General features: G+C 59.1%; 28 protein-coding genes. 16 read left to right on the plus strand and 12 right to left on the minus strand.

The window, feature by feature from the left end:
* Window positions 1–5: 5 nt before the first annotated feature.
* On the minus strand, window positions 6–1634 hold the full coding sequence (locus HF931_RS16625; protein WP_273241197.1) for a peptide ABC transporter substrate-binding protein: 1629 nt from the start codon (window positions 1632–1634) through the stop codon (window positions 6–8).
* 113 nt (window positions 1635–1747) lie between these two features.
* On the opposite strand from HF931_RS16625, the gene HF931_RS16630 reads away from it, so the two are divergent.
* Together HF931_RS16630 and HF931_RS16635 are read left to right on the plus strand one after the other, a co-directional pair.
* Entirely contained in the window at window positions 1748–2248 is a 501-nt protein-coding gene (locus tag HF931_RS16630; protein ID WP_273013183.1) for a hypothetical protein, read from the plus strand.
* A gap of 139 nt (window positions 2249–2387) precedes the next feature.
* Entirely contained in the window at window positions 2388–3395 is a 1008-nt protein-coding gene (locus tag HF931_RS16635; protein ID WP_273241199.1) for a mechanosensitive ion channel family protein, read from the plus strand.
* A gap of 4 nt (window positions 3396–3399) precedes the next feature.
* On the opposite strand, the gene HF931_RS16640 is transcribed toward HF931_RS16635, so the two are convergent.
* From HF931_RS16640 to HF931_RS16650, 3 genes are all read right to left on the minus strand, one after another.
* Entirely contained in the window at window positions 3400–4071 is a 672-nt protein-coding gene (locus HF931_RS16640; protein ID WP_273241201.1) for an SDR family oxidoreductase, read from the minus strand.
* A gap of 65 nt (window positions 4072–4136) precedes the next feature.
* Window positions 4137–4400 carry a hypothetical protein gene (locus HF931_RS16645; RefSeq protein ID WP_273241203.1) on the minus strand — a complete coding sequence of 88 codons (264 nt, stop codon included), beginning with the start codon at window positions 4398–4400 and terminating at the stop codon, window positions 4137–4139.
* Window positions 4401–4685: 285 nt separating this feature from the next.
* On the minus strand, window positions 4686–5108 hold the full coding sequence (locus HF931_RS16650; RefSeq protein WP_273241205.1) for a hypothetical protein: 423 nt from the start codon (window positions 5106–5108) through the stop codon (window positions 4686–4688).
* A gap of 193 nt (window positions 5109–5301) precedes the next feature.
* Here HF931_RS16650 and HF931_RS16655 point away from each other — a divergent pair, with 193 nt between their 5' ends.
* Window positions 5302–6282 (plus strand): Gfo/Idh/MocA family protein, encoded by a 981-nt coding sequence (locus HF931_RS16655; RefSeq protein ID WP_273241207.1) that lies wholly within the window; start codon window positions 5302–5304, stop codon window positions 6280–6282.
* Between the two features lie 160 nt (window positions 6283–6442).
* Entirely contained in the window at window positions 6443–7807 is a 1365-nt protein-coding gene (locus HF931_RS16660; protein WP_273241209.1) for a tryptophanase, read from the plus strand.
* 38 nt (window positions 7808–7845) lie between these two features.
* Here HF931_RS16660 and HF931_RS16665 read toward each other — a convergent pair whose 3' ends face one another.
* Together HF931_RS16665 and HF931_RS16670 are read right to left on the minus strand one after the other, a co-directional pair.
* On the minus strand, window positions 7846–9516 hold the full coding sequence (locus tag HF931_RS16665; protein WP_273241211.1) for a DUF4332 domain-containing protein: 1671 nt from the start codon (window positions 9514–9516) through the stop codon (window positions 7846–7848).
* Between the two features lie 107 nt (window positions 9517–9623).
* Window positions 9624–10964 (minus strand): acyl-CoA dehydrogenase family protein, encoded by a 1341-nt coding sequence (locus HF931_RS16670; protein ID WP_035551183.1) that lies wholly within the window; start codon window positions 10962–10964, stop codon window positions 9624–9626.
* Window positions 10965–11169: 205 nt separating this feature from the next.
* Here HF931_RS16670 and HF931_RS16675 point away from each other — a divergent pair, with 205 nt between their 5' ends.
* The 3 genes from HF931_RS16675 to HF931_RS16685 all read left to right on the plus strand — a co-directional run bounded on the left by HF931_RS16675 (window position 11170) and on the right by HF931_RS16685 (window position 12668).
* Window positions 11170–11523, plus strand: a complete 354-nt coding sequence (locus HF931_RS16675; protein ID WP_273013197.1) for a UrcA family protein — start codon at window positions 11170–11172, stop codon at window positions 11521–11523.
* A gap of 115 nt (window positions 11524–11638) precedes the next feature.
* Window positions 11639–11932: a CC_3452 family protein gene (locus HF931_RS16680; RefSeq protein ID WP_273241214.1), complete on the plus strand. Its 294-nt coding sequence runs from the start codon at window positions 11639–11641 to the stop codon at window positions 11930–11932.
* A gap of 124 nt (window positions 11933–12056) precedes the next feature.
* Window positions 12057–12668 (plus strand): exopolysaccharide biosynthesis protein, encoded by a 612-nt coding sequence (locus HF931_RS16685; RefSeq protein WP_273241216.1) that lies wholly within the window; start codon window positions 12057–12059, stop codon window positions 12666–12668.
* A 3-nt stretch (window positions 12669–12671) separates the two neighbouring features.
* On the opposite strand, the gene HF931_RS16690 is transcribed toward HF931_RS16685, so the two are convergent.
* Entirely contained in the window at window positions 12672–13070 is a 399-nt protein-coding gene (locus HF931_RS16690; protein ID WP_273241217.1) for a VOC family protein, read from the minus strand.
* A 109-nt stretch (window positions 13071–13179) separates the two neighbouring features.
* On the opposite strand from HF931_RS16690, the gene HF931_RS16695 reads away from it, so the two are divergent.
* Window positions 13180–13605: an NUDIX hydrolase gene (locus HF931_RS16695; protein WP_273241219.1), complete on the plus strand. Its 426-nt coding sequence runs from the start codon at window positions 13180–13182 to the stop codon at window positions 13603–13605.
* A 56-nt stretch (window positions 13606–13661) separates the two neighbouring features.
* Complete coding sequence (locus tag HF931_RS16700; RefSeq protein ID WP_273013205.1) at window positions 13662–14294, plus strand: YdcF family protein; 633 nt, start codon at window positions 13662–13664, stop codon at window positions 14292–14294.
* Here HF931_RS16700 and HF931_RS16705 read toward each other — a convergent pair.
* Window positions 14291–15271, minus strand: a complete 981-nt coding sequence (locus HF931_RS16705) for a M48 family metallopeptidase (protein ID WP_273241220.1) — start codon at window positions 15269–15271, stop codon at window positions 14291–14293. The two genes, HF931_RS16700 and HF931_RS16705, sit on opposite strands and share 4 nt — an antisense overlap.
* Before the next feature lie 110 nt (window positions 15272–15381).
* On the opposite strand from HF931_RS16705, the gene HF931_RS16710 reads away from it, so the two are divergent.
* From HF931_RS16710 to HF931_RS16740, 7 genes are all read left to right on the plus strand, one after another.
* Window positions 15382–16116: an MBL fold metallo-hydrolase gene (locus HF931_RS16710; protein ID WP_273241221.1), complete on the plus strand. Its 735-nt coding sequence runs from the start codon at window positions 15382–15384 to the stop codon at window positions 16114–16116.
* A 49-nt stretch (window positions 16117–16165) separates the two neighbouring features.
* The gene (locus HF931_RS16715; RefSeq protein WP_273241222.1) at window positions 16166–16801 is read left to right on the plus strand and encodes a YceI family protein; all 636 of its coding nucleotides are present in this window, start codon (window positions 16166–16168) and stop codon (window positions 16799–16801) included.
* 117 nt (window positions 16802–16918) lie between these two features.
* Window positions 16919–17257 carry a glycine zipper domain-containing protein gene (locus HF931_RS16720; protein WP_035551153.1) on the plus strand — a complete coding sequence of 113 codons (339 nt, stop codon included), beginning with the start codon at window positions 16919–16921 and terminating at the stop codon, window positions 17255–17257.
* 198 nt (window positions 17258–17455) lie between these two features.
* Window positions 17456–20728: a carbamoyl-phosphate synthase large subunit gene (gene carB / locus HF931_RS16725; protein ID WP_273241224.1), complete on the plus strand. Its 3273-nt coding sequence runs from the start codon at window positions 17456–17458 to the stop codon at window positions 20726–20728.
* A 67-nt stretch (window positions 20729–20795) separates the two neighbouring features.
* On the plus strand, window positions 20796–21269 hold the full coding sequence (gene greA / locus HF931_RS16730; protein ID WP_273013215.1) for a transcription elongation factor GreA: 474 nt from the start codon (window positions 20796–20798) through the stop codon (window positions 21267–21269).
* Window positions 21270–22349: a mitochondrial fission ELM1 family protein gene (locus tag HF931_RS16735; RefSeq protein ID WP_273241226.1), complete on the plus strand. Its 1080-nt coding sequence runs from the start codon at window positions 21270–21272 to the stop codon at window positions 22347–22349.
* A gap of 24 nt (window positions 22350–22373) precedes the next feature.
* A complete protein-coding gene (locus tag HF931_RS16740; RefSeq protein WP_273241228.1) occupies window positions 22374–23216 on the plus strand; it encodes a DMT family transporter in 843 nt (280 codons plus the stop codon).
* Here HF931_RS16740 and mnmA read toward each other — a convergent pair.
* From mnmA to HF931_RS16760, 4 genes are all read right to left on the minus strand, one after another.
* Entirely contained in the window at window positions 23213–24397 is a 1185-nt protein-coding gene (gene mnmA / locus HF931_RS16745) for a tRNA 2-thiouridine(34) synthase MnmA (protein ID WP_273241230.1), read from the minus strand. The genes HF931_RS16740 and mnmA overlap by 4 nt on opposite strands.
* An 83-nt stretch (window positions 24398–24480) precedes the next feature.
* A complete protein-coding gene (locus HF931_RS16750) occupies window positions 24481–25323 on the minus strand; it encodes a CheR family methyltransferase (RefSeq protein ID WP_051602644.1) in 843 nt (280 codons plus the stop codon).
* A gap of 68 nt (window positions 25324–25391) precedes the next feature.
* A complete protein-coding gene (locus tag HF931_RS16755; protein ID WP_273241232.1) occupies window positions 25392–25757 on the minus strand; it encodes a response regulator in 366 nt (121 codons plus the stop codon).
* 91 nt (window positions 25758–25848) lie between these two features.
* Window positions 25849–26490: a histidine phosphotransferase family protein gene (locus tag HF931_RS16760; RefSeq protein WP_051602643.1), complete on the minus strand. Its 642-nt coding sequence runs from the start codon at window positions 26488–26490 to the stop codon at window positions 25849–25851.
* Between the last annotated feature and the right edge of the window lie 18 nt (window positions 26491–26508).

The raw sequence follows: 26508 nt of genomic DNA on the forward strand, positions 1-26508 counted from the left end.
TACCCCTACTCGCTTGTGCCAAGCCCATCCCGGCACAGGAAGCGGGAGCGGTTCTGGTCCTTCGCGTTGTCGATCCATCCCGTCAGCGACGGATCGACCAGATTCTTCGTCACCTGGAACCACATCGGCGTGATCGGATAATCTTCCAGCATCAGCTGTTCGGCCTCCGCGAAGATTTCCGCCCGCTTGTCCAGGTCCAGCTCCCGATTGGATTGCTGCAGAAGGGCATCATACTCCGGATTGGAATAATCGCCATAATTCTGCTGGCCGGTGTTCGAATCCAGCAGGTAGAGGAAATTGATCGGGTCGTCGAAATCTGCCACCCACGCCGCGTCGGAAACTTCAAAATCCGATTGGCGCAGGCGGGCATATAGAACCTTGGTATCCTGCTTCACGATGATCGGATCGACCCAAGGCGCAATGTCGGCCCAGTTTGCCTGAGCGACAGGGGCAACCTTAGGATTGTCGTCCGTCGAGCGATGAATGAATTCGAAGCTGAGCGGATTATCTGGCCCGAAGCCCGCTTCCTCCAGAAGGCGTTTTGCTTCCGCAAGGCGTTCGGCGCGTGGGAGATCCTTCCATTCGAGTTCAGGACGGGTCACCGCATAATTGTCCATGCCCGGCGGAACAAAGGAATAGGCCGGTTCAAAGCCAGGCGTCAGCACGTTCTTGACCATGAATTCGCGATCCAAAGCCATCGCCAGCGCCTTGCGCACGCGCATGTCGTCAAACGGGGCCTGCTGGGTGTTGAAACTCCAATAGGTCGTGTTCAGGGATGGCGTCGTGCGAGGCCAGCCCGGCAGTTTCGCCTCGATCTCCTCGGCGCGGGCGCCATCGAAGGCATTGTTGATGTCCAGCTCGCCCGCCTGGATCTTGTTTTCAACCGCAGTCAGGTCTTCCAGTTCGAAATAGACGACCCGGCCGAAACAGGCTTCGTCCGCCCCGAACCCGGTCGGGTTCTTGTCGGCGACGAGCTGGTCGCCCGTGCGCCAGTAGACGAGCTTGTACGGGCCGTTCACCACAATATTGTCCGGCTGGATCCACGCATCGCCATAGGTTTCGATAGCCTGGCTCGGCACAGGGAAAGTCGTGTAGTGGGACAACAGGCCCGGCAGGTATGGCGCGGGATATTCCAGCGTGATCTCGAGCGTTTTGTCGTCAATCGCACGCACGCCCAGTTCTTCTGGCGGCAATTCGGTCGCGTTCACCTTGGCGGCGTTCTTGATCAGATAAAGCAGCGAGGCATATTGCGAGGCGACTTCCGGGGCCTGAATACGGCGCAGCGCAAAGACGAAGTCGTTTGCCGTTACCGGTGTGCCATCTGACCAGTTATAGTCGCCAAGATGGAAGGTCCAGACGAGACCGTCCTCGCTGGTTTCCCAATGTGTCGCCATGCCCGGCTCCGGGCGGGCGTCCGGCCCATCGGTTGTAAGGCCGATGAACATGTCGCCGATGACGATGTTTTCCCACTGGGCTGAAGACTTGTGCGGATCGAGCGTATCCACCTTGGCTGAAATTCCGCGCCGCAGTGTTGGCACACCCTCACCCCCGGAATTGCCGCCGCCTCCGCAGGCAGCGAGGGTCAGGGCGAACACAGCGGCCATGCCGCTGCCGATCAACGCATTCAGCTTCATTGTTTTTATGTCTCCAAACTCTTTTCGGCTTTCGCACGATTTGCCACAGTGCTGCCAGACCGCGAGGGATTTGCAAAGCCTTCGTGCCGGTTGAACGACATGAGGTGAGAGAAATGACCCGCTTTTGGAGCATCACAGGAATGATTATTGCGCTGGGCGCTCCGGCCGTGGCCGAGGAAATCTCCACGGAAGATGTCTATGCCTGCACCGCGATCGAAACAGATGCTGAGCGCCTGGCATGCTATGACGCTGCCGTAGGGCGTCTCCAGGCAGCCGAAGAGGCGGGCGAAGTCACAACGGTGACACGCAAGGAAGTCGAGCAAGTCCAGAAGGATTCCTTCGGCTTCTCCATCCCGTCCCTGCCCTCTATCGTGCTGGGCAAGTCTGGTGAAGATGGCAATCTGACGGAAGTGACCCAACCCGTGAAATCCATCCGCGGCGGGCGTGGAAGCTTGATCGTCTATCTCGAAAACGGGCAGATCTGGCGCCAGACGGATTCAAAGGCGATACGCAATAGCGGCCAGTCCGAAGCACAGATCTATGAAGCCGCCCTCGGCAGCTACAAGATAAAACTGGATGGCGGTCTCGCCTTCCGGGCTGAGCGGATCAAGTAACTGCATCCATCTTCGGCACGATCTGCCCAGCAGGGCCGCATTATCACAGGTTTGCGCGCAACCTGTCCTGCCGGGCTTGCTGGCAGCGTGAAACCTTTGAGACGCTGATACGTACCCCGTACATACCGACACAGGGGAATTGCCTATCCGAACGAAGATTGATGCCCGAGCCAAAACACGCTGGCTAAAACGATTTCGCCCGCCAATCCTGTTCGCCCTGTGCGGTGCGGCGCTGGTTTTCCTTGCGCCTTATCTGCCGGACTACGTTCCCGATCATTTCCTGACCGATGAGCGAGCAGAGGCCATTTCCGAAATAGCCTCCGGCGTTCTTTTCATTCTGGCCCTCGGCTGGCTGGTCGGTACCATCGTGGATGCGTTGATCAAACGACGCCTCGCCGGACTTCACCTGGATACCGAAGACAATCTGGAAGCGCGCAAATCCGCGACCCGACTGGATGTGGTGCGCCGCGTCTGGATCGTCATCGCCGGTATTGTAACCATCGCGGCGGCCCTCACCGTCATTCCGGGCGTAAAGCAGATCGGCGTCAGCCTGTTTGCATCTGCCGGAATCGCAGGCATTGCAATTGGCCTTGCCGCGCGGCCGGTGCTGAGCAATCTGATTGCGGGGCTGCAGATCGCCTTTACCCAACCCATCCGTTTGGACGATGCCGTCGTTGTCGAAGGGGAATGGGGTTGGATCGAGGAAATCGGCCTGTTTTACGTGGTCATCAAGATCTGGGACTGGCGGCGCCTTGTTGTGCCCCTATCCTACTTCATCGAAAAACCCTTCCAGAACTGGACCCGCAAGAGCGCATCGATCATTGGGCCGGTCTACTGGACAGTGGACTATCATGCGCCGATTAGCCGGATGCGGGAGAAACTCGAAGAGATCTGCAAATCTACGCCGCTTTGGGATGGTGACGTGGTGAATTTGCAGGTGACCGAAGCGTCTGGGACGTCGGTCACCGTGCGCGGTCTGGCCTCCGCCAGCACCTCTCCCAAAGCATGGGATTTGCGCTGCCTGATCCGGGAACAGATGATCGAATGGCTTCAGACTGAACACCCTGAGGCCCTACCCCGCCTGAGAGCTGATACGGCGATAGACATGCCGGACGAATTCAGCGGGTTTGCGCATCAACGCGAATAGGTGATCACCAGGGGTGAGTCTGGCCTTCATAATCAATGAACCGAAGCTCTTTAGACGGACCAGCCGAGGTCAGCACATTGTAAAGCCCCTCTGCGCTATCGACCGGGCGCACCGGAGCGTCAGCGCCGCCCATATCCGTATGGGCCCATCCCGGATGCAGCGCCAACACTGTAACGCCCCTCTCCGCGAGTGCCGGAGCGGCCGACCGCAGGGCCATGTTCAGTCCCGCCTTTGAAACGCGATAGACAAACGCAAAATCGTTTGTGGTATTCTCGATTGAGGCCACCATGCTTGACAGGCCAGCCGCGATCTTCACCTCACTCGCTGCAACATTGTCGAGCAGGACGTCCATGATCCGTACCGGGGCAATTGTATTGACTGCCAGCATTTCAGCGAACACATCGTAGTCGATGTCCTTGAAACCATCGAAGGTACAGATGCCTGCATTGTTGATCAGATAGTCGATCGGCTCGTCCCCTAGGGTCGACTTCAGGGCTGCCACCGAGTCAGCATCTGTCACTTCCAGCGGGTAGACACGGGCGCCTGTGGCGTTCAGCTCAATTGCCGAATCTGGGTTTCGAGCGGTCGCAATGACGTCATGACCTTCAGCGAGAAACTTGCGAACCAGCTCAAGGCCAATGCCTCGGTTGGCTCCGGTAATAAGGGCAGCAGGCATTGCAGGGCTCCATCACACTGGCATCTGATATTGATATATCATTTTACCCGCCAATGGGGCCGTGTCTAGCTTTCCGATATGATCCGGTAAACGGCTGTAGCCTTCATCACGGGTTGGTCGCCCTGACGGGCCGTGCCACCGGTAAACAGAACAGTTCTTGTGCGACGGTCGATCCGCGGCTCAAATTGTATGTCCGTCGCATCCGTCGCAGCAGAGGAAACATCAAACGTAACGGATACCATCTCGACGGTATTCGGGGCACAGGCAGCTTCAGCATCGGCACGAATGGCCGCCATCAGGTCAAGGGCCAATTGCTCGTCCCGTCTCACATTCGTGCTGTCCTGCATATCTCGAAACCCCGCTTCTTCTGTTCTGGTCGCAGCACTTAGACAGGCTGCCTTCAAAAGAAAAGGGCCAGATCGGCTGGGGGGAAGAGAGGGGGAAACCGATCTGGCCTTCAATGTAATCCCACGCAGCAGCTGACGGGGGTGAGTCAGGGGGGTGTGCTGCGAGGTCCTATCAGTACGCACCACAATCCATTTGGTTCACAGGAATTTTCGGCAAACACAAAAAAACCGCCCCGAAGGACGGTTTCTTTCAGAATGATCGCTGGATCAGGCCGCTTTTGCCGCCGCCGTCACTGCGTCCAGATCAGAGCCGATCAGGTCGCCCAGATGGCCAAACCCGACCAGGCCATGATGCTCGTCCATATAGGTGGAAATGCACGGCAGCAGCTGGCCGATGGCTTTGTGGTCCAGGCCAATCTTGTGCAGCTCGGTGATCATGGATTGCGCGACCACGCGCTTGCCGCCGGGTGTCTGTTCGATCATACGGGCGATTGTGCCGGTCGGCGCGCCGATGGCGCTGCCTGTACGGGCCGACAGGGCGCGAGCACCGGGAACCGTCTTGAACATCGCCGTGGCGAAGGGTGAATCCTGGCGCTCAGCCGCGTTCAAGACGATACCCAATGCACTTTTCGCCGTCTCTTCAGACAACTCATTTTGGCGGGCGATATGGGCAGTGATCTCGTTCAACATGTGCGGCTACGCTCCGGCAAGGTTAACACCTATAGAGCCCCTATTAACGCTGTTTGTGCTTACCGCTTCGTTACCTTAACTGCCGGTATGTACATCAAACCCTGCCGAGAGCGTTAAGACGCGTTAGGTCCGGGTAAACAATTGGGGCCGATTCGTTTACGATTTGGCGAAATCCCACCTCGAAGGAGCAGACATGATCCGCATTGGCATCCTCGGCGCCGCCAAGATCGCCCCCAAGGCCATCATCGACCCAGCCTCGTCCCGCGATGATTGCATGATCCACGCGGTCGCTGCGCGAGATGTCGAAAAGGCCCGCGCCTATGCGCAGGAACACGGTATTGAGCATGTCGAAACCGATTATGAGGCACTGGTTCGCCGCGATGATCTGGACCTGATCTACAACGCCCTGCCCCCTCACCGCCACGCTGAACTCTCCATCGCAGCGCTAGAAGCTGGCAAGGCGGTACTCTGTGAAAAACCATTCGCGATGAACTCCGCAGAAGCGGCGCGTATGGTCGAAGCCGCACATAAGGCGGACAAACCCCTGATCGAGGCTTTTCACTATCGGTTCCACCCCGCTTTCCAGCGTGTGATGGAGATTGTGGCAAGCGGCGAGCTCGGCGACATCAAGACCATGCGCGCGATGTTCAATGTGACCATTCCCTATCGCGAGGGGGAACTGCGCCACACACTGTCTGTCGGCGGCGGCGCAATGATGGATTTGGGCTGCTACTCGCTGCATATGGTCCGCACACTTGCCGGGGCCGAACCGGAAATCCTGTCAGCCGAAGCCGTCTGCGAACGCCCCGGCGTCGATCTCAGCATGCAGGCCAATCTCGGCTTCGCCAGCGGCGCATCTGCGAGCATCGAATGCAGCATGGCAGACGGAATTGATCGCAACATCGCACTGGAAATTGGCGGCAAGGATGGCAGCCTCGTCTTTCTGAACCCCGTCCACCCGTACCGAGGGCACCAGATCCGCGTTCGTCGTGGCGGCGAGGAAGCCATTGAGACCATTGATGGCAAGATCACCTATGAGCACCAGCTGGACCATGTGATGGACGTGTTGACGGGACGCGCAGCTGCGTTGACCGGCGGCGCAGATGCCCTTGCAAACATGGCCGCCATTGACGCGATCTATACGGCGGCGGGCCTCTCCCCTCGCGGGCTCTGACACGCTTGTCAGCCGCTGGCGATTGATGGTAATCGACAGGCCTCACAACAGGCGCTGAGCGCGGTCGCGTCACGAAGACGAGGCAACCGCGGCGCAGGATAAGTCCTGTGTGTGCGCCGAGACCGGCACTCCCCCAGGACGTCAGAGCCAGGAGTGCCCTATGAAGACCATCATCGAACCCTTCCGCATCAAATCGGTTGAGCCGATCCGCATGACCACGCGCGAGGAACGCGAACGCCTGCTGCGCGCGGCGGGCTACAATCTCTTCAAGCTGCATTCGGATGATGTGCTGATCGACCTGCTGACCGATAGCGGCACTTCCGCCATGAGCGCCGCGCAATGGGGCGCGGTGATGACGGGCGATGAAAGCTATGCTGGCGCGCCGAGTTTCTATCGGTTCGAAGCAGCTGTGCGTGATCTGATGGACTTCAAACACATCATCCCGGCGCACCAGGGCCGCGCGGCGGAACATCTCCTGTTTTCCCTGATTGCCAAGCCCGGCCATGTGATCCCGTCGAACACGCATTTCGACACGACGCGCGGCAATATCGAAGCGGCAGGCGCGGAGGCGCTGGACCTGCCCATCGCAGAGGGCAAGGTTCCGTCGCTCGACCACCCCTTCAAAGGCAATATGGATCTGGAGGCCCTCGCCCGCCTGATGAACGAGCGAGGCGATGCCGTACCCTGTGTTATGATGACGATCACGAACAATGCGGGTGGCGGACAGCCAGTGAGCCTCGCGAATATTCGCGGCGCAGCAGAGATCGCTCACCAACATGGTAAGCCGTTCTTCATTGATGGCTGTCGTTTTGCGGAAAATGCCTGGTTCATCAAGCTGCGCGAGGATGGCCAGCAAGAGCGTTCCATCAAGGACATTGTGCGCGATACTTTCGCTGTCGCTGACGGTATGACGATGAGCGCCAAGAAAGACGCTTTCGCCAATATCGGCGGGTGGCTGGCACTGAATGATGACATACTGGCCGAACAGGCGCGCACACGCCTGATCCAGACCGAAGGCTTCCCCACCTATGGCGGCCTCGCCGGGCGCGACCTTGACGCCATCGCACAGGGCCTGACCGAAATCGTGGATGAGGACTATCTACGCTACCGCGTGCGGACGAATGCCTATATCGCCGAACGGCTGGATGCGCTGGGGGTGCCGGTCATGAAACCCGCCGGCGGGCACGCCGTATTCGTCGATGCCCGCGAATGGCTTCCGCAAATTCCGCCACTCGAATATCCCGGCCACGCGCTCGCCTGCGCACTCTATGAAGAAGGCGGCATTCGCGGCTGTGAGATCGGGACCGTCATGTTCGGACGCAAGCCGGACGGCAGCGAGGAACCTGCCCGCATGGACCTTGTCCGCCTCGCCATGCCGCGCCGTGTCTACACCCAATCGCATGCGGATTATATCGTCGAAGTGTTCGAGGAACTCGCCAAACGCAAGTACGAAGTTCGCGGCCTGAAGATCGTGAAAGAACCGCCGATGATGCGCCACTTCACGGCTGAGTTTAAGCGGCTTTAGGCAACGCGGCGCTCAGTGGAAGCCAGCAGGAATCGCCCCTAGACGGTCTTCGCCATTTCGATCCATTCTTCCACTTCTTCCTCGGCGAGGTAATCGTCGTCACGGATCACGCGGTCGCCCTGCGGAGTTTGCAGGAACTCGCTGGCCAGCATGAACAGGGTCCGTGCCGGCGCTTCGGCCAGTTCCTTGCGGTTGCGGATTCCCGCGCCGACAAGGATCTGGGCGTCGTGCACACGCAGGCCCGGCACTTCCATCATCAGAATGGTCTGGTCTTTCCAGTCATTCAGCGTGTCTACATCGATATAGGCCACGTCGACCTGGAAGACGGTTTCCTCCGTGTCGCAATCAAGCAGGTCGCCAACGGTGGTGATGCCCGCGCGTCCGAGACGCTTGGCTGTCTTCTTGCCGATGCTTGGTGCCTCCACTACAGGAGATTCCCGCGTGATGCGACTGCGTCGGGCGATGTCGCCGGACTCCTCGCCAAGACCCTCTGATTCGGCTTTCGCTGTGACTGGCTCTGGCTGGGCTTCGGTTTCGGGCTCAGGCTCGAACAGAACTTCCTCTGCCTTGGGGGGTGCCTCTTTCCGGGTCGCAGGTGTTTCTACGGCTTCAGTCGGCGCGTCTTCTGCGGTTTCCGGCTCAGTGACCGCCTCAACAACCTCTACCTCTTCTGAAGCGATTTCGACCGTATCGACGGTCGCTGTCTCTTCCTGGGCCATCAGCTCATTCAGCAGGCGCTCTTCCACGGCCTTATTCTTCGACCCGATCGGACCGATTTCCTGTTTGTCGAGCTGTTTGAGTGGCACGCGCAAAACCTGTTTGGCGTGCATCTTGCGGATTTCCTTGTCGTCGTCCGGCAGCGTGCGGATCACTTTTCCGGTCTTCTGGAATTCCTTGTACATGCGCGTGACTGTGCGCTTGTCAGCGGCATCGGACAATTTCGCCGTGACCCAGCGGATCGGGATGTCCAGAGTCTCGATATAGCCCTGCAACGTCAAGTTGGTCTTCGGTGCGCTGACAGCCGCTTCCTCGATGGCGCGGGAAATGATCGCCCCGAAGCCAGCCGTAGCATAAGCCACCAGCTCCACAATCGCATCGAACATGGTCTCATCGAGCCCGGCGGGCGGATCCTTCACGCCGACGTCCAGATCATAATGATCAATGAAGGTCTGATAGTGCGGGTGCGACAGGCGCGCGCCGTTGCGCACCATGTCCGCCACGAAACCTGCGCCCTCTGGCACAGGCACATCGGGATAGCCTAGCGTCTCGATACGCGCGTCAATCTTGTCGCGAGACTTCGCAATGCTCCACTCGACCGCGCGGTGCATTGTGCCTTCTTCTTCCGTCTGCCCCGTATGGAAAGGCTGGATCGGGTCGGCGTAATAGTGGCTGAGCACGCCGAGCGCATAGGCAGCCTTGCTCCACTGCTTGCGGCGCAAATGATCAACGGCGGTGGCATACCACTCCATCGCCTTGCCCGGCGCGCCGCCCCACTCCCCTTCGGAAATGTGCAGGACGTGGTTCTTGAAATCCTTGAACTTGGAATCCGGCGCCTTGGCCCCTTCCAGCAGATGTTCGTGATGGACGAGGAACAAATCCTTCCACTTGTCCGCCTCATCCGAAGCGATCAGGGACAGCGCGTCCATCGCGATATAGTGGTGCGTCGAGCGACACCGATGGCCGCGAATTACCCGTTCGAGCAGAGACATCCGAGTCTCCCTTTCCCGCCTGATGTAAACTGGATCAGATGAGAAATGCCTAATGATAGTTACGCGATCATTAACCATTCGCGCGGGAGGGGAGTTTTGTTGCCTCTCTACCGCACAGCAAAATCCGTCGGCTCAGTGCTTTTGCCTTTTGAGTCCTTTTCGCCCTTGGCCTGGCCGTGCTTGTTGGGGCCCATGAAGCCGAACAGGTGGCCGCCCACTTTCCGCATCTGGATCTCTTCCGAGCCCTCCGTGATTCGATAGCGGCGGTGATGGCGGTAAATATGCTCGAACGGCTTGTGGCGGGAATAGCCCATGCCGCCATGCACCTGCATCGCCCGGTCAGCCGCGTTGCAGCAGAGCCGGTTTGCCCGGTAGTTGCACATCGACACCTTGTCGGAGAGGTGGATCGCCACTTCAGGCTTTGACATCTGATCCATTTCCCACGCTGTCTTGAAGATCAGCAGGCGCAACATTTCAGCCTCGGTGGCAAGCTCTACCAGCGGGAACTGGATAGCCTGATTGGTGGCCAGCGCCTTGCCGAATGGCTTGCGCTCGCGGGCGTATTGCACACTCTCATTGATACAATACATCGCGGCGCCGACGGAGCTGGCCGCCTGGCGAATGCGGTTTTCGTGGACGAAGTGCTGAGCCAGGGCCAGCCCGCCTTCCGGTGGACCAAAGACCGCGTCTTCGGGCACCCAGACATCCTTGATGGTCAGGCGCGGATGGTCCGTCGGCATATTGAACGTCCACATGTATTCTTCGATGATCACGCCTGGATCACGCGCCGGAACAAGCAGGCAGGTGATGCCCTTTGCATCGCCATCCTCACCGCTGGTCCGGCAGAACAGCATGATATGCGTCGCGACATGCATGCCGGTGATCCACATCTTCTCGCCATTGATCAGCCAGCCATCCTTGCCATCGCGCTTCTCACGCACGGCACGCGTCTCCATATGGGTTGCGTCAGAGCCGTGGTCCGGCTCGGTCAATCCAAAACAGGCAAGGAATTTCCCGTTAAGCGCGTCCTCTGCCAGATGCTTCTGATCCGGACGGGCGAAATCCCGCAACATCAGGATCTGCGGGAAGTTGCCGACGATGGAATGCTCGTTCTGGAGATCATTGTGCAGGCCGAGCCCCTGTTTCGCAAAATGCTCACGGATAATGGCCATGCCGAGATTGGAGCCGTCCTGACCGCCAAATTCTTTCGGCAGAGCATAGCGCAAATGCCCTGCCTTGTCGGCGCGGCGCTTCGCTTCCCTGAGCAGCTCTTCCCATTCGGGGCGAGGCAGGCCGCCATTCTCGAAATCGGTGCGCGCCCACTCACGGCGATGGTCGAAGAAGCGGATATTGTCGTCTTGCTGCTCTAATGGACGAATCTCGTCTTCGATGAACTGGTCCAGCACGTTCAGATAGTCGGCAATGTCCTGCGGGATATTGAAATCCATGGGTCCGGTGTCCTCTCCTCGGCGGTCGCATTTGGCGATCTCGTTTCCACCAAAGAGAATAACGCGCCGATGCAGCACGGCAATTTGTGCCGCCACGGCAGGAAAGACACAAAAAAATAATCAATGAACAATTGACATTTTGTTCATTGATTATAGTTTGGATACACGGTCACCACCGGCCGCAACTGCAAGAAGGTTTCCTCCCATGCCGTCTTCCCGTCTTTCCCTGCTTACGACCGCCGCGCTTCTGGCCGGCATTGCCTGGGCCGCGCCTGCAATGGCCGATCCGGCACAGTCCGTTTCAGCTGAAATCCAGTATGATAACAGCGCACTGCACACGCGCCTCGGCGCGGCCTCCGTCCTTGATTCCGTTGAGGATCAGGCTGTTTCCCTGTGTCGCTATGAGTTGCCGGTGTCGAGCGCACCGCGCGTCGATGATCGCTGTGTGTCGCGCGTTGTCGCCGAGGCTGTGAACAAGATCGACCACCCCAGCCTGACCGCCGCCTACATGTCCAAGTCGGACCTCGCCCCGCGCTTGGTCGCGGAGATTGACGACTAGCTGAACCAAGGAAGGCTGAATGATTGACGTTTTCGTCAGCAATCGCTATGGGGACGGTACGGACACTTAGGGTCCGGCACCGTTTCCAACGTCCACGTACCGAAAGGTCTCTCCCATGATCCGTTCAGCTCTGACAGCAGCCGCTTTCCTCGCACTCAGCGCACCTGCTTTTGCCACCACGTTCACCTTCGAAACCGCCGAGCCGGTGAAAGACGGCCAAGTTGTTGCCATCGGCACCGTATGGCTGTGCGAAGGCACTGTCTGCAAAGGCGACCTCGACCGCAAGAAAGCCTCTGTTCGCGACTGCAAGAAAATCGCCAAGAAAGCTGGCGTGATCCTTTCCTACGGTAACGAAAATTCTGAATTGGAAGCTGACGACATCGAGTCGTGCAAGAAATCTGCACGCTAATGCGTCAGACTGACTAGCAGTCCTCTCCTCGGGCCGCTCTGGTGTTTCGCCGGGCGGCCATTTTTTTGGGTCTTGAGAACCGATCCCGTGCTTGCGCGTTGAGCCTGCAAGCATGAGGAAGGACATGACGGCATCACAAAGCGACCCACTCGAAAACGTTCTCGAAACCGCCATTGAAGAAGGCGATGATGGCGAAGTTTCCATTGGCGACCTGCTCGACATGTTCGGGCAGCGCTCTTTCGGACCCATCATCACACTGCTTGGCCTACTCGTCGTCCTGCCCCCGCTTGGCGGGATTCCGGGCCTGCCGGCGATTGTCGGTTTCGTGATTCTTCTTTTCAGTCTGCAGATCCTGTTCGGCGCCAGTCATATCTGGATGCCCTCTTTCATCCAGAACCAGTCCATTGAAACCGAGAAACTTGAACAGGCAGAAGACCGCGTGAAGCCGTGGCTGAAACGTGTGGACCGGATGATTACGGAACGACTTTCCTGGGCAACCGGTAAAACGGCGACGTATCTGGCCGCAATTGCCGTCTCTGTTCTGGCGATCCTGATGATCCCGCTTGAACTGGTGCCGTTCGCCGTAGCGGCGCCGGGCGTCGCGATTACCCTGTTCGGCCTCGGCCTTGTCGCGCGCGATGGCGCGGTGATGCTGGCCGGATTTGCCGCCACGACGGCTGCGCTGACCATCACGCTATTGTTTGTACCCTGGGGCAAGGTTGCCGGCTGGTTCTGATCCTCAGACTGCGGGCTCGGACTCGATTGGCTGCCACAGCTCGATCTTGCGGCCGTCGGGATCCATCACCCAAGCAAACTTGCCATAGCTCTCGACCATTGGCTCTCCCTCCAGCAAAACGCCTTCTGCCCTGATCCGCTCGATCATGCCGTCCAGATCGTCCACCATCAGATTCATCATGAAGTCGCTATCGGATGGCTTGAAATAGTCGCTCTCTGCCTTGAAGGGCGCCCAGATCGTGCGGGCCCCTTGCGGGAATTGCGCGGCAGCATCAGCCTGCGAAAAGCTGGATCCGCCATAATCATCAATCTCGATGCCCAGAACGCGCGTGTACCATGCGCGGGTTGCGTCCACGTCCTTGCAAAGAAAGAACAGCCCTCCGAGCCCGATCACTTTTGCCATTGGTCCTTCCCCTCTCGATGTTTCCCGCCCACACGATACCCTGTTCCAAAACATATCCAAAACAGGTTCGCGGTGCGGGCGCAGGCATACTCCTGATAAGATACCTGACATGAGTGATTCTGATTCCCTGCCCGGCGCCGGTTGCGGCGCGGCCATTCGCGACGATTCAGGCCGCCTTCTCCTGATCCAGCGCCTGAAAGAGCCTGAAGCCGGAGCCTGGGGCCTGCCGGGCGGCAAGATCGATTTTGGCGAACGGGCAGAAGACACGGCGCGTCGGGAAATCGAGGAAGAACTCGGCATTCAGATCGAACTGACCGGGCTCGCCTGTATTGCGGAGACCATCGACAAGGGCAATGGTCGGCACTGGGTCGCGCCGGTTTATTCGGCGCGGATTGTCTCCGGTGAACCACGCGTGATGGAGCCGGAAAAGCATGGCGGATGGGGCTGGTTTGCGCTGGATGATCTGCCAGATGATCTGACAACACCCGTGCGGGATTATCTCGCTGCGCTGGCAGCGCCTTCACTCACTGAGTAACACTGCAAATATGGAGCAGATGTTGCACATCCGCTCTAGCGGCGGACAGCGAGTTGGTGATTATAGCCCTTGTGATTCACCGCATTCGAACCTTGTTGATCTGGCTGGTCGTAGCTGACCTTGTCGCGACGCTATTGTTCTGGGGCGTGACACGCCTTTCAGATGAAACCGGCAAGCTGTCTGGTGGACGGGGCATCATTTTCTATACTGACAATGCGGCCGATGCGTCTGCCCGTATAGACAAGGGCGTCGCCCTTCTGAAGGCCGAGAAGCTTGACCGGCTTCTCGTTGTCGGTGGGCACCGGCCACAGGAAGGCCGACTCGGCAGCCAGGAGATGGCATTGCTTGCCGCCCGGCGGTCTGGCCGTGCAGAAAAAGTCAGCGCAGATGTCGAAAGCCGCGACACGATTTCCGGCCTGGAAAACCTCGCCAACACGACCAGCACCGCAGAAAGCGGCAAGATCGTCTTCATCTCCAACTGCATGCACATCCTGCGCGCAAAGGCGGTTTATGCCAGCCATCCCGGCAATCAGGCGAAAGCATATGGCGCCTGCCCCAGAGGTGGGTTCAACCCGCTCGATATCTGGCGTCGCGCCCATTATGAAGCAGGCGCGTGGACTTTGTTCCTGATGCCGGAAAGCTGGCGCGATGCGATCATTGACCGACTACGCGGTGATGAAGACGCCTAGCTGAGCGGCCCGCAGCGGCGCTCATATTCCGCGATCGCATCCGGCATCCATTGGCGGAAATTCTCTGCGCGCGTTTCAGAAGCCGGGTGTGTGGACATCCATTCCGGCGGACGTTGCCCGCCGCCAATCTGCCCCATCCGCTCCCACAGTTCCGGCGCTTCACCTGGGTCGTAACAGGCGCGCACCAGCAGATCGAGACCGATCTTGTCGGCTTCTGTTTCATGCTGGCGCGAATAGGCCAGCATTCCACCCTGCGCCGCAACGCCGAAGGCCTGCATGATGGCGCGCTGCTGAGAGGCGTCCATGTCACCCAGGCCGACACCTACAGCGATCTGGCCGAATTGAACGACCCGCTGCTGGCTGACACGCTCGGCACCATGATGGGCGAGCGCATGGCCGATCTCGTGCCCCATCACGACCGCCAGTTTGTCGAGGTCTTCAATGTCCGCGGTGCTGACCGAACCGTCGTAATTGCCGGTTACATCCAGGATGCCGGTATAGATCGCCACGTATCCGCCGGGCAGGCAGAAGGCATTCGGCGTTTCCGAGTCCACGACATAATAAGTCCAGTCGAATTGATCTGCGACGGGCGTGAAAGAAGCCCCCTGGCGCAGCAAATCCTGCTCCAGCTCGACAGCGGCAGCCTGGAGGCGCACACCGATGTCGCGAACGGCTTGCGTGTATTCAGCGGCCTCGCCAGCGCATACCGTGCCCGACGCGCAGAACACTTCATTGCCCCTGTCCTGCTCCTGATTGAGGATCTGGAGATAGGATTGCTGGCCGAGTTGAACTTCTTTCTCAATCGAGACCGTGTTCAGCTGTTTGCGCCCGGTGAAGGGCACTTCGCTCTGATTTGCTTGCCAATAGAGAAACACCAGGAACAAACCCACCAGAATCAGGCTGAACCTGCTGCGCAACAATCCGCCAAAACCGCTGCTGCGGGTTTTGTGGCCATAGGCGTGGCGCGGCATGCGCATGGGCAGTCTCCATCTCGATTGCTCGTTAACCCATTTAAACCAAAGCCCGGCGCAAGGGAAAGCACGGTTACACCTTCACGAATGCGGTGGGGATCGCTATTTCTGGACGCATGACAGACCAATCCACTCAGCCGAAGCTCGAAATCCGCATCATCCCGGTGACGCCCCTGCAGCAGAACACGTCCATGATCTGGTCCACAGAGACCATGGAAGGCGTGTTCATTGATCCCGGTGGTGAGGTCGACAAGCTCATGGGCGCGGCGGACCAGTTTGGCGTGAAGATCGTGGGCGTGTGGCTGACACATGGCCATCTGGACCATGCCGGTGCAGCGACCGAGGTTTCGGAGCGTACGGGCTGCCAGATCATCGGGCCACATGAGGATGACCAATGGCTGCTGGATGAACTGGAAGCCCAGGGCGCAAAATACGGCATCACCGATGGACGCAATGTGAAACCGGATCGCTACCTGCATGACGGCGACGAACTGGAACTGGCCGGCAACAAGTTTGGCGTCGCACATTGCCCTGGTCATACGCCAGGCCACGTCGTGATCTACAACAAGGCGGGCGCGCTGGCCTTTGTCGGCGATGTGCTGTTCCGTGGCTCCATCGGGCGGACAGACTTTCCGCGCGGCAACCACCAGCAACTGATCGACTCCATCACGGGCAAGCTCTGGCCGCTGGGCAATGAAATGCGCTTCGTGCCGGGACACGGCCCCCTCTCGACCTTCGGTCAGGAGCGCCAGGACAATCCGTTCGTGGCAGACTCTATCACTGGCTATCAGGGCGCGGCGACACAGGATGCGGACGCGACCAGCCAGAAGCTTGCCAAGCGCTGGAGCTGACCCCCTTTCCCTCGCAGACCTCAAGCCCCGACTTTTCCGGAGACCGATCATGACCATTCGCCTTAGCATTCTGGCCGGGGCCTGCGCCCTTGCGCTCACCGCTTGTGGTGCGCCCTCCAGCACCGAAGCCCCTGTCCCTGCCCCTGCCTCGTCAATAGATGCCAGCGCCGATTGGCATCTGGTAAGCGAGGAGTCGCGGCTGACATTTGTTTCCACAAAGGCCGATGAGCTGGCCGAGGTTCACACATTCAAGACGATGACGGGCAGTGTGACCCCCGAAGGGGCGGCGACGATTGAAATCGCGCTGGACAGCGTGGACACAGCCATCGAGCTGCGGGACGAGCGGATGCGCGCGATGCTGTTCGAAACCGAAACCCATCCGACGTTGACCATTACGTCCGAGACAGCGCTTGATGCCTTTAGTGAAATGGAAGGAGGCGACCGGAAGCGGATCGAGGCTGACATCACCGTGGGCCTGCACGGTGTGGAGAATGCATATTTCGCAGACCTGTTCGTAACACGGGTCGGCGCTGACAAGGTGCTGGTGGAATCCGCAAGTCCGGTTCTGGTACACGCCGCTGATTTCGAACTGGATGCGGGCCTTGAAGCCTTGCGCGAAGTGGCGGCTTTACCATCCATCAGCCCGGCGGTTCCAGTGTCGGTGTCCTTCGTCTTCGAGCAGTAGACGGGGCACACGCACAGCAACGCGCGGAGATTACGATACGGTAAGTGTCTGATATTCCACGGAACCAGCGCCACAAGGGGACGTTTCTCTGCCGTACAATACGGAAAGGAATGTCCCATGACCGCTTATCTGAAACTCGCCGCAGCAGGCATCAGCGCCATTGCTCTGGCCGCTTGCACCCAGACCGGCACAACTGAACGTAACGCAGCTTATGGCGCCGCTGCAGGCGCTGCGGCCGGCGCAGTGATCGGCAACAATGTCGGCGATGGTGACGCAAAGCGCGGCGCAGCGATTGGCGCGGTTCTGGGGGGTGCAGGTGGCGCGGCCAAAGGCTGTACCGAATCCGAAGATTGCGACATGCCGGGTGTGAAAGACCAGGCCGACGAAAAGGACGCTGATGGCGATGGCTATGCTGACGCCTATGACCGTTACCCTTATGACAGGTCGCGCTGGTAATCCGATAAGGACGTTGGTGCGATGGTGAGGCCCGTATCCAAATGGATGCGGGCCTTCCTCTATGGACTCTGGGCGCAGGTATTCAGGGATTCGTCGCCATCAATTACAGTGAATCCCGGAAACGCGACCGTTTAGCCTTGCCCCCGCCCCCGACTCCCAGCTATGAGGCAGCCGTTTGGCCGGTAGGAGACATGTAATATGCCGAAGCGCACTGACATTCGCTCTATTCTGGTCATTGGTGCGGGTCCGATCATCATCGGTCAGGCGTGCGAGTTCGATTATTCAGGCGTTCAGGCAGTCAAGGCGCTGAAGGATGAGGGCTACCGGGTCATTCTGGTGAACTCCAACCCGGCAACGATCATGACCGATCCGGAACTGGCCGACGCTACCTATATCGAACCGATCCTTCCTGAAGTCGTCGAGAAGATCATCGAGGCCGAAAAGCCGGACGCATTGTTGCCAACCATGGGCGGCCAGACAGCGCTGAACTGCGCGCTGGACCTGCATTATGCTGGCATTCTTGAAAAGCATGGCGTCGAGCTGATCGGCGCAAAGGCTGAGGCCATCGAGATGGCTGAAGACCGTAAGCTGTTCCGCGAAGCGATGGACCGGATCGGTCTGGAGAATCCGCGCGCGGCGATCATCTCCTCTCCCAAGAAGGAAGATGGCAAATACGACCGGATCGAAGGCCTGAAGCGCGCGATGGAAGCGCTCGATGAGGTAGGCCTGCCCGCCATCATTCGCCCGGCCTTTACACTGGGCGGAACGGGCGGCGGCGTTGCTTACAATGTCGAGGAGTATGAAGAGATCTGCCGGTCAGGCATTGCAGCCTCCCCCATGGCGCAAATCCTTGTCGATGAGAGCCTGCTCGGCTGGAAAGAGTACGAAATGGAAGTTGTTCGCGACAAGGCGGACAATGCGATCATCATCTGCTCCATTGAAAACATTGATCCGATGGGCGTGCACACAGGCGACTCGATCACTGTTGCGCCAGCCCTGACGCTGACCGACCGCGAATATCAGGTGATGCGGAATGCCTCCCTCGCCGTGCTGCGCGAGATTGGCGTTGAGACGGGCGGCTCTAACGTGCAATTCGCCGTGAACCCTAAAGATGGCCGTCTCGTTGTCATCGAGATGAACCCGCGCGTGTCTCGCTCCTCGGCGCTGGCATCCAAGGCGACCGGCTTCCCGATCGCGAAGATCGCAGCCAAGCTGGCCGTGGGCTACACGCTGGACGAGTTGGACAATGACATCACGGGCGTCACACCCGCCTCATTCGAGCCGACGATTGATTATGTCGTCACCAAGATCCCGCGCTTTGCATTCGAAAAGTACAAGGGCGCTGATCCGGTCCTGACCACAGCCATGAAGTCCGTGGGCGAAGCAATGGCAATCGGTCGCTCCTTCCAGGAAAGCCTTCAGAAGGCGCTCTGCTCTCTGGAAACCGGCCTGTCCGGACTGGATGAAATCACTTTCGAAACAGAAGCCGATCTGCGCAATGCGCTGGGCGTTCCATCGCCGAACCGGTTGCGGGTTGTCGCCCAGGCCCTGCGCCAGGGGCTCAGCGTCGACGAGGTCTATCAGGTCACCTCAATCGACAAATGGTTCCTACGGCAGATTGAAGAATTGATGCAGATCGAAGCAGGCGTTCTGAAGGATGGCTTGCCCGCTGATGCAGACGGTATGCTGCAGCTGAAAATGGCGGGCTTCTCGGACAAACGTCTGGGCAAACTCGTCGGCAAAACGGAGGCAGATATCCGTGCACAGCGCCACGGCCTGAACGTGCGCCCTGTCTATAAACGTATCGATACGTGTGCGGCAGAATTCGCGGCGAAGACCCCTTACCTCTATTCGACGTATGAGCATCCTGTTTTCGGCGCGGACGAAGCCGAATGCGAGGCCCTGCCCTCGAACCGCAACAAGGCCATCATCCTCGGCGGCGGCCCCAACCGGATCGGACAGGGCATCGAGTTTGACTATTGCTGCTGTCACGCCGCCTTTGCGATGGAAGATGTTGGCATCGAATCTATCATGGTCAACTGCAACCCGGAAACGGTGTCCACGGACTATGACACATCCGACCGACTCTACTTCGAGCCGCTGACGGATGAACATGTTCTGGAGATCATCCACAAGGAACAATCCGCCGGCAAGCTGAACGGCGTAATCGTTCAGTTTGGCGGGCAAACACCGCTGAAGCTCGCAAATACGCTGGACAATGAAAACGTGCCGATCCTCGGCACCAGCCCGGCCTCTATTGATCTAGCGGAAGATCGCGAGCAATTCGCGGCCCTGCTCGACACGCTGAACATACAGCAGGCCCCCTCGCGGACGGCGCGCTCAGTTGAAGAGGCTGAGGTGAAGGCAAACGAGATCGGCTACCCAGTCATGCTGCGGCCTTCCTTCGTACTCGGCGGACGTGCGATGGAAATCGCCCGCAATGACGAGGACCTGCGCAAATTCGCGTCTGAAGCGCTGGATGTGGCCAAGGATTCCGGTGACGCGTCGCTCTTCATTGACCGCTACCTGTCTGACGCAATCGAAGTGGATGTGGACGCGCTGTGCGACGGTGAGAACGTGCATGTCGCTGGCATCATGGAGCATATTGAAGAAGCCGGCGTACATTCCGGCGACTCCGCCTGCGCCCTGCCGCCCTATACGCTGTCCAAAGAGCTGCAAGCCCGCCTCGCAGAACAGACCATCGCATTGGCCAAGGCGCTGAAAGTGCGTGGCCTGATCAATATTCAATTTGCGGTCAAGGATGACGAGATCTACGTTCTGGAAGCCAACCCGCGCGCCAGCCGGACCGTGCCATTCGTCGCCAAGGCTGTTGGTGCCCCAATCGCAGCCATCGCCGCGAAAGTCATGGCCGGATCCAGCCTTACCGAATTTGACCTGACGAACGCCAATCCGCGCCGTGTGGCCGTGAAAGAGGCGGTGTTCCCGTTCGCCCGCTTCCCCGGTGTTGACCCACAACTGGGCCCGGAAATGCGCTCCACCGGCGAAGTCATGGGATGGGATGATGATTTTGGCATGGCCTTCCTGAAAAGCCAGCTTGGGGCCGGGGTCCACCTTCCGGACTCAGGAACTGTGTTTGTCTCTCTCCGCGATGCGGACAAGGAAGGGATTGTTCCGACGATCCAGAAACTCGTGGACCTTGGCTTCTCGATTGTTGCGACAAGCGGCACAGCCGCATTCCTGGAAGGCAAAGGCCTGCCGGTTTCCCGAATCAACAAGGTTCTGGAAGGCCAGCCGCATATCGTTGACGCGATGATCAATGGCAAGGTTCAGCTCGTGTTCAACACGACCGAAGGCGCCGCATCCCTCGCGGATTCAGCCTCCATCCGCCGGACAGCTGTGAACGGGAAAATCCCGTATTTCACAACTCTTGCCTCCTCAATCGCCTCGGTACAGGCCATTGAAAGCAAGAAAGACCGGGAAATCTCGGTGCGCGCCTTGCAATCGGCCTGATCAGCCCCACTTGACGCCATTACCAATTAAGACAACGATTTTGCCGCCAACAATAGAGGTGACACAGATGGACCGCATTCCCATGACCGCAGAAGGCCATGCTGCGCTTCAATCCGAGCTCAAGACGCTGAAATCCGTTGAGCGCCCGAACATCATTGCGGCGATCGCGGAAGCCCGCGCGCATGGAGATCTGTCGGAGAACGCTGAATACCATGCCGCCAAGGAGAAGCAGAGCTTCATCGAAGGCCGTATCGCAGAGATCGACGACAAGCTGGCCCGTGCAGATGTCATCGATGTCAGCAAGCTGACCGGCGGCAAGGTGCGCTTTGGCGCCACCGTCACCCTGATTGATGTCGATACGGAAGAAGAAAGCACCTACAAGATCGTTGGCGAAGATGAAGCCAGCGTGAAAGATGGCAAGATTTCCATCACCTCCCCGATTGCCCGTGCGCTGATCGGCAAGGAGGAAGGCGACGAGGCAGAGGTGGCCGCACCATCCGGTGCGCGCGCCTATGAGGTCGCCAAGGTCGAGTACCGGTAAATGGCAGAGGCGGGGTCGCTCGGACCATCCGTCTGGGCGGTCTCCGACGGCCGCGCAGGCAATGCAGCGCAGGTGCGCGCCGTGCTGCAGGCACTGGGCGACACGCGCCGGTGGATTCAGATCGCCCATATCGCAGGCGAGGCTCACCGTGCCGACCCATTGGTGCTGACTCCACGCATCCCGTGGCGTTGGCTGCCGGCGGACAAATGGCCAAATCCCGTAGTCGCTCTGCCCAAGGATCAACGTGACCTGCTGGGACCACCCTGGCCGACTGTATGGGTTGCCGCCGGACGGCGCTCCGCTGCGCTTACGCGTGCCGTGCGCGAACTGTCAGGCGGAAAAACCCTGACCGTGCAGATCCTGGATCCGAAAATTTCGTCAGACAATTTCGACCTTCTGGTCACACCGGCGCATGATGAGGTCAGCGGACCGAATGTCATTCAGACAATAGGTTCCCCCTCCTATTTTCCGCCAGACCTCATTGAACAGGCAGGCCAGTCCTTTGCCGACCTTGCAGATGAACGTGGGAAGAGTGCCATTGTGATTCTCGGCGGGAACTCCAAGGCACACACTTTCACGGACGCCGCTGCAGAACGCCTCGACTCCCAATTGCGCACGCTCGCTGGACAGGGCTGGCGTCTTCGCATCACCACATCCCGCCGCACACCGGTTCAGATCGTCGCCAGGTTTCGTGCGATGGCAGATGAAATTGGCGCCCGCTTCTGGGCGGGGCCGGAAGACGGCGAGAATCCGTATCTCGCATGGCTGGTCTTTTCCGATTGCGCCATTGTGACCGAGGACAGCGCCAACATGCTGTCTGATGCGGCCTGGCACAATCTGCCGATCCACATTGCCCGCCTTGAGGGCCGGTCCGAAAAATTTGACAAACTGCATCAGAGCCTTATCGATCATGGCGCCGCGCGGCTCTTCGGCGGCGTCCTGGAAACCTGGACGTACCCGGCCCTGCGCGAGGCTGATCGCGTTGCGGATGCCATTGTCGCAAAACTTCTTGAACGTCACCCCCAGCCCAGTATGGGCGGAGACGACACCAAGGTCGCCCCACCGGACTGGATGGAGTGATGGCGCGCGCCCCACGCTGACGGCATGAAACTGTTCTGCCTCACCCTTCTGGCCATGATCGCGTTCGCGGCCAATTCCGTGCTGAACCGTCTCGCGCTCGCAGGAGAATTGATAGACCCGGCGAGCTTTGCGGTTATTCGTCTTTTCAGCGGTGCGATAATCCTTTGCCTGATTGTTCTGGTACGTTCTGACAATCGCACCTCCCTGTTCACGTGCAAGCGCAATCTCAGTGTTGGCGCGCTGCTCGCTTATATGCTCGGTTTCTCATTCGCCTACGTGTCTCTCGATACCGGCGTAGGCGCATTGATCCTGTTCGGCGGTGTACAGATTACCATGTTCGCCGGCGCTGTGATCGCGCGGGAGTCAGTATCCCGACTGAAGTGGATCGGTGCGCTGGTCGCAGCTTCCGGCCTTGCCTGGTTCCTGTGGCCAACTCCTGATGCAGAAATCTCTCTAACAGGCGCTGGCCTGATGGGAATTGCAGCGCTCGGCTGGGGCATTTACTCGCTGATGGGACGCGGCGCAGAAAATGCCACGGCGGAGACCGCGGCCAATTTCGCGCTTGCCGCCCCGTTCAGCCTGCTCGTCCTGTTCGCCCTGGCGCCAAATGTAACGTTCGAGGGCTTCGTCCTGGCCTGCCTGTCAGGCATTGTAACATCAGGTCTCGGCTATGCCCTTTGGTACGCAGTGCTACCCCGTCTGGCATCGTCCACAGCCGCCGTTGCGCAGCTCAGCGTGCCGATCTTTGCCACGCTTGGTGGAATTGCCTTCCTGAGCGAGGATCTGACACTACGCTTCGTGATGGCCGCACTGATTGTCCTTGGCGGCATTGGCCTGTCAGTCGTGAAACCGCGCACAGTCCGCTAGGCCGCCACGACGCGGTCGTCTGCTGGGATGGTCTTCAGGATGAAGCCGCCCCCAAGAATGCGCGTGCTGCCTGCCGCGTCATAGAGCACTGCTGCCTGACCGCGCGCGACGCCCTCTTCCGGGTCATCAAACCAGATCGCCGGCACGCCATCGCTCCAGCCAATGCGCGCCGGCACAGGCGGGCGCGTCGACCGCACACGGACCAGCACAGGTGAGCCTGAATTGGCGGCTGTCTCAAGCGTGCCATCCCCGATCCAGTTCAGTTCCTCAAGCAACAGGCCCGATGTCATCAGCGCTTCGCGGGGGCCCACGATGACACGCCGCGTCGGCGCATCAATCTTCACCACATAAAGTGGATCACCGGTCGCAACGCCAAGGCCGCGGCGCTGGCCGATCGTGTAGTGGATCACGCCATTATGCTCGCCGAGCACGCGGCCATCGAGATGCACGATCTCACCGCCGCGCCCGGCACCGGGGCGCAGCTTTTCAACCACATTCGCGTAAGAGCCTTCCGGCACGAAACAAATGTCCTGACTATCAGGCTTGGAGGCAACCGGCAGATTGAACTGGTCCGCCAGTTCGCGCACTTGCGTTTTCGGCAGATCGCCCAGCGGGAAGCGCAGATAGTCCAACTGTTCCGCCGTGGTGGCGAACAGGAAGTAAGACTGGTCGCGGCTGGCATCAGCAGCGCGGTGCAATTCGGGCCCGTCCTCGCCATCTGTACGCCGAATATAGTGGCCGGTCGCCAGGCAGTCCGCGCCCAGATCCCGCGCCGTCTTCAGCAGGTCAGAGAATTTGACCGTCTGGTTGCACCGGATGCAGGGAATGGGGGTCGAACCCGCCAGATATGTATCAGCAAAGTCTTCCATGACTTGCTCACGGAACTTCGACTCGTAATCCAGCACATAGTGCGGAATGCCGATCTGATCAGATACGTTGCGGGCATCGTGGATATCCTGCCCCGCACAACAGGCGCCCTTCTTCTCGATGGCGGCGCCATGATCGTAAAGCTGCAGCGTGATGCCGATGACATCATAGCCCTGCGCCTTCAGCATGGCGGCCACAACGGAACTGTCGACACCGCCAGACATGGCGGCGACAACGCGCGTTTCCGCAGGCGGTTTGGCAAATCCAAGAGAGTTCACACGGCCATCCCAGGCCGGCGGCAGTTCATAAGTCATGTCTCACTCCATCCGGGGTAAAGGCCCGGAGCAGTTTCTGGAATGGGGGCATATAGCGCGAGGCGCGCCAAATTGCGAGGGGGTCAGGCCGCAGACGCCTCAGCGTTGGCAGTACCCGCCGCGACCCAGCCACCGCGGAATTCGCGCGCGGGCTCCAGCTTGTCGGTCACGCCGAACATGTTTTCACCGCTGCCCATCAAGATCATGCCGCCGGGCATCATCTGTTTCGCAACGCTTTCTATCACTTGTGTGCGGGCTGGCCGGGCCATGCCAGACAGGACATTGCGACACAGGATAACGTCGAAATTGCCAAGTCCATCAGCCCGCTCAAGCAGATTGTGCTGGCGGAAACTGACGCGGGAGCGAAGCGCATCTGACGCCTCCCACTGCCCTGTTTCCAGACGTGTGAAGTGTTTGACCAAGCGGTGAATGGAAAGGCCCTTCTGCACCTCATAGTGCCCATAACGGGCGGTGCGGGCTTTCTCTGTTGCCACCTTGCAAATGTCTGTCGAGAGAATGTCGATCTTCGCCCCGCGAAGGCTGGCGGGCAATTCGTCTTCCAGCAAGATGGCCAGCGAATAGGCTTCCTGGCCTGTCGCGCCACCCGCACACCAGACCTTCAGGCGGCCTGTATTGGACGCTTTCAGGCGCTTTGGCAGCACGTCTTCAACGATCCGCTGCAGCGCCTCGCGATCCCGGAAGAACCATGTGTCCTTGGATACGAGCGCTGCGGCCACTTCCGCAGCAAATACGGCATTTGCGCGAGATTTCAGGCAATGGACGAGGTCAGCCATCGTGCCGAAGCCCTCGCGCCGGGCGATCGCCGCCAGCCGTGCCTCAATGAGATAGGATTTGGATTTCGGAATCGCCTGACCGGAGCCTTTCAGCGCCAGTTCAGCCAGTTCGTTGAATACCTCTTCCTGCATCTGACACTCCGAATCGGACATTCTGCCCCTAAACCTTATGCATTAGGTAAGGTTTGTTAAGAAATGCTTCAAACGAGCCCGACTTCTGCAAATTTGCTTTCAAGAATATCCGCGTCGAACGGCTTCATGATGAACTCGTCCGCGCCCGAACTCAACGCTTCATTGATATGCTCAGCGTCGTTTTCGATGGAGCAGAACACAACGAGCGGACGCTTGCCGTCTTCCTCCCGGCGCAGCGCGCGCAGGAAATCCAGCCCGTTCATCACCGGCATGTTCCAGTCCAGGAGGATGGCATCCGGCATCTTCTCGCGGCAGTGGCGCATGGCTTCCGCGCCGTCTCCGGCTTCCACGACATCGAATTTCAGGTCGCGCACGATACGGGCCGCAACCTTTCGGACAACGCGGGAATCGTCGACGATCAAACAGGTTTTCATGATGGATCCTGTGCGCAGCAGTATTAATACGAATCTCAAGGGCCCCGGTTAAGAAACCCTTTCCAAAGTGTAAATTTTCAGCGCCCCGCAATCAGCCTTCGGCGCGAATACCTGCCGCCATGATGATGACTGTCTCATCATTCTCGCTGGCCGTCAGCTCGCCGCCCAGACCATCACAGATGATCTTCGCGAACAGGGGCTGGATCGTCTCCGGACGCCAGCCATCCTCCGGCTCCACTTCCTTGATTCCATTGGCAATGTCAGGACGCAGGCGCGCCCGCTTTCCTTTGCAGGTGAGCGCAATGGTCAGTCCCACGGGCTCATTGCGGATGCGTACCTGGATCACACCACCGCGCGGCAGGCAGTCGATGCCCATCATCACCAGATTCATCATCAGGCGCACATGGGAGAAGCTGAGATGATCGGTCTGAATGTCGAACTCGATGCTCGGCCGGTGGCTGGCGACGAAATTCTCGGTGATCTTGCGGGCTTCGTGAATATCCGCTGCCCCGGAATTCAGGCCAATCGAACCGAAGGCGTAACGCAGGAACTGGATCCGCGCCCCAGCCTTTTCCGCGCCGTCGTGCAACAGGGCTTCGGCCTGCGCTTTCATCTCTACATCGCCCGGATCATTCAGCAGATCGAGCGCATTCGTAACCGAGGACACAGGCGAAACCAGGTCGTGGCAGATGCGCGAAGCAATGTACGCGGACAAGCGTGCAGGATCGATCATGAAGTAGGCAGCCCCATT

The sequence above is a fragment of the Hyphomonas atlantica corrig. genome (genome assembly GCF_017795365.1).
In the GTDB taxonomy this organism is placed as follows: domain Bacteria; phylum Pseudomonadota; class Alphaproteobacteria; order Caulobacterales; family Hyphomonadaceae; genus Hyphomonas; species Hyphomonas atlantica.

Bases quoted from the DNA above. Each gene is read 5' to 3' on its own strand.
- HF931_RS16670 (WP_035551183.1), bottom strand. From the start codon at position 10,964: ATGGATTTCAATATCCCGCAGGACATTGCCGACTATCTGAACGTGCTG.
- HF931_RS16705 (WP_273241220.1), bottom strand. From the start codon at position 15,271: ATGCGCATGCCGCGCCACGCCTATGGCCACAAAACCCGCAGCAGCGGT.
- HF931_RS16625 (WP_273241197.1), bottom strand. From the start codon at position 1,634: ATGAAGCTGAATGCGTTGATCGGCAGCGGCATGGCCGCTGTGTTCGCC.
- HF931_RS16655 (WP_273241207.1), top strand. From the start codon at position 5,302: ATGATCCGCATTGGCATCCTCGGCGCCGCCAAGATCGCCCCCAAGGCC.
- HF931_RS16685 (WP_273241216.1), top strand. From the start codon at position 12,057: ATGACGGCATCACAAAGCGACCCACTCGAAAACGTTCTCGAAACCGCC.
- greA (WP_273013215.1), top strand. From the start codon at position 20,796: ATGGACCGCATTCCCATGACCGCAGAAGGCCATGCTGCGCTTCAATCC.
- HF931_RS16680 (WP_273241214.1), top strand. From the start codon at position 11,639: ATGATCCGTTCAGCTCTGACAGCAGCCGCTTTCCTCGCACTCAGCGCA.
- HF931_RS16675 (WP_273013197.1), top strand. From the start codon at position 11,170: ATGCCGTCTTCCCGTCTTTCCCTGCTTACGACCGCCGCGCTTCTGGCC.
- HF931_RS16650 (WP_273241205.1), bottom strand. From the start codon at position 5,108: ATGTTGAACGAGATCACTGCCCATATCGCCCGCCAAAATGAGTTGTCT.
- carB (WP_273241224.1), top strand. From the start codon at position 17,456: ATGCCGAAGCGCACTGACATTCGCTCTATTCTGGTCATTGGTGCGGGT.
- HF931_RS16720 (WP_035551153.1), top strand. From the start codon at position 16,919: ATGACCGCTTATCTGAAACTCGCCGCAGCAGGCATCAGCGCCATTGCT.
- HF931_RS16690 (WP_273241217.1), bottom strand. From the start codon at position 13,070: ATGGCAAAAGTGATCGGGCTCGGAGGGCTGTTCTTTCTTTGCAAGGAC.
- HF931_RS16640 (WP_273241201.1), bottom strand. From the start codon at position 4,071: ATGCCTGCTGCCCTTATTACCGGAGCCAACCGAGGCATTGGCCTTGAG.
- HF931_RS16695 (WP_273241219.1), top strand. From the start codon at position 13,180: ATGAGTGATTCTGATTCCCTGCCCGGCGCCGGTTGCGGCGCGGCCATT.
- mnmA (WP_273241230.1), bottom strand. From the start codon at position 24,397: ATGACTTATGAACTGCCGCCGGCCTGGGATGGCCGTGTGAACTCTCTT.
- HF931_RS16715 (WP_273241222.1), top strand. From the start codon at position 16,166: ATGACCATTCGCCTTAGCATTCTGGCCGGGGCCTGCGCCCTTGCGCTC.
- HF931_RS16760 (WP_051602643.1), bottom strand. From the start codon at position 26,490: ATGATCGATCCTGCACGCTTGTCCGCGTACATTGCTTCGCGCATCTGC.
- HF931_RS16660 (WP_273241209.1), top strand. From the start codon at position 6,443: ATGAAGACCATCATCGAACCCTTCCGCATCAAATCGGTTGAGCCGATC.
- HF931_RS16740 (WP_273241228.1), top strand. From the start codon at position 22,374: ATGAAACTGTTCTGCCTCACCCTTCTGGCCATGATCGCGTTCGCGGCC.
- HF931_RS16710 (WP_273241221.1), top strand. From the start codon at position 15,382: ATGACAGACCAATCCACTCAGCCGAAGCTCGAAATCCGCATCATCCCG.
- HF931_RS16735 (WP_273241226.1), top strand. From the start codon at position 21,270: ATGGCAGAGGCGGGGTCGCTCGGACCATCCGTCTGGGCGGTCTCCGAC.
- HF931_RS16630 (WP_273013183.1), top strand. From the start codon at position 1,748: ATGACCCGCTTTTGGAGCATCACAGGAATGATTATTGCGCTGGGCGCT.
- HF931_RS16750 (WP_051602644.1), bottom strand. From the start codon at position 25,323: ATGCAGGAAGAGGTATTCAACGAACTGGCTGAACTGGCGCTGAAAGGC.
- HF931_RS16755 (WP_273241232.1), bottom strand. From the start codon at position 25,757: ATGAAAACCTGTTTGATCGTCGACGATTCCCGCGTTGTCCGAAAGGTT.
- HF931_RS16665 (WP_273241211.1), bottom strand. From the start codon at position 9,516: ATGTCTCTGCTCGAACGGGTAATTCGCGGCCATCGGTGTCGCTCGACG.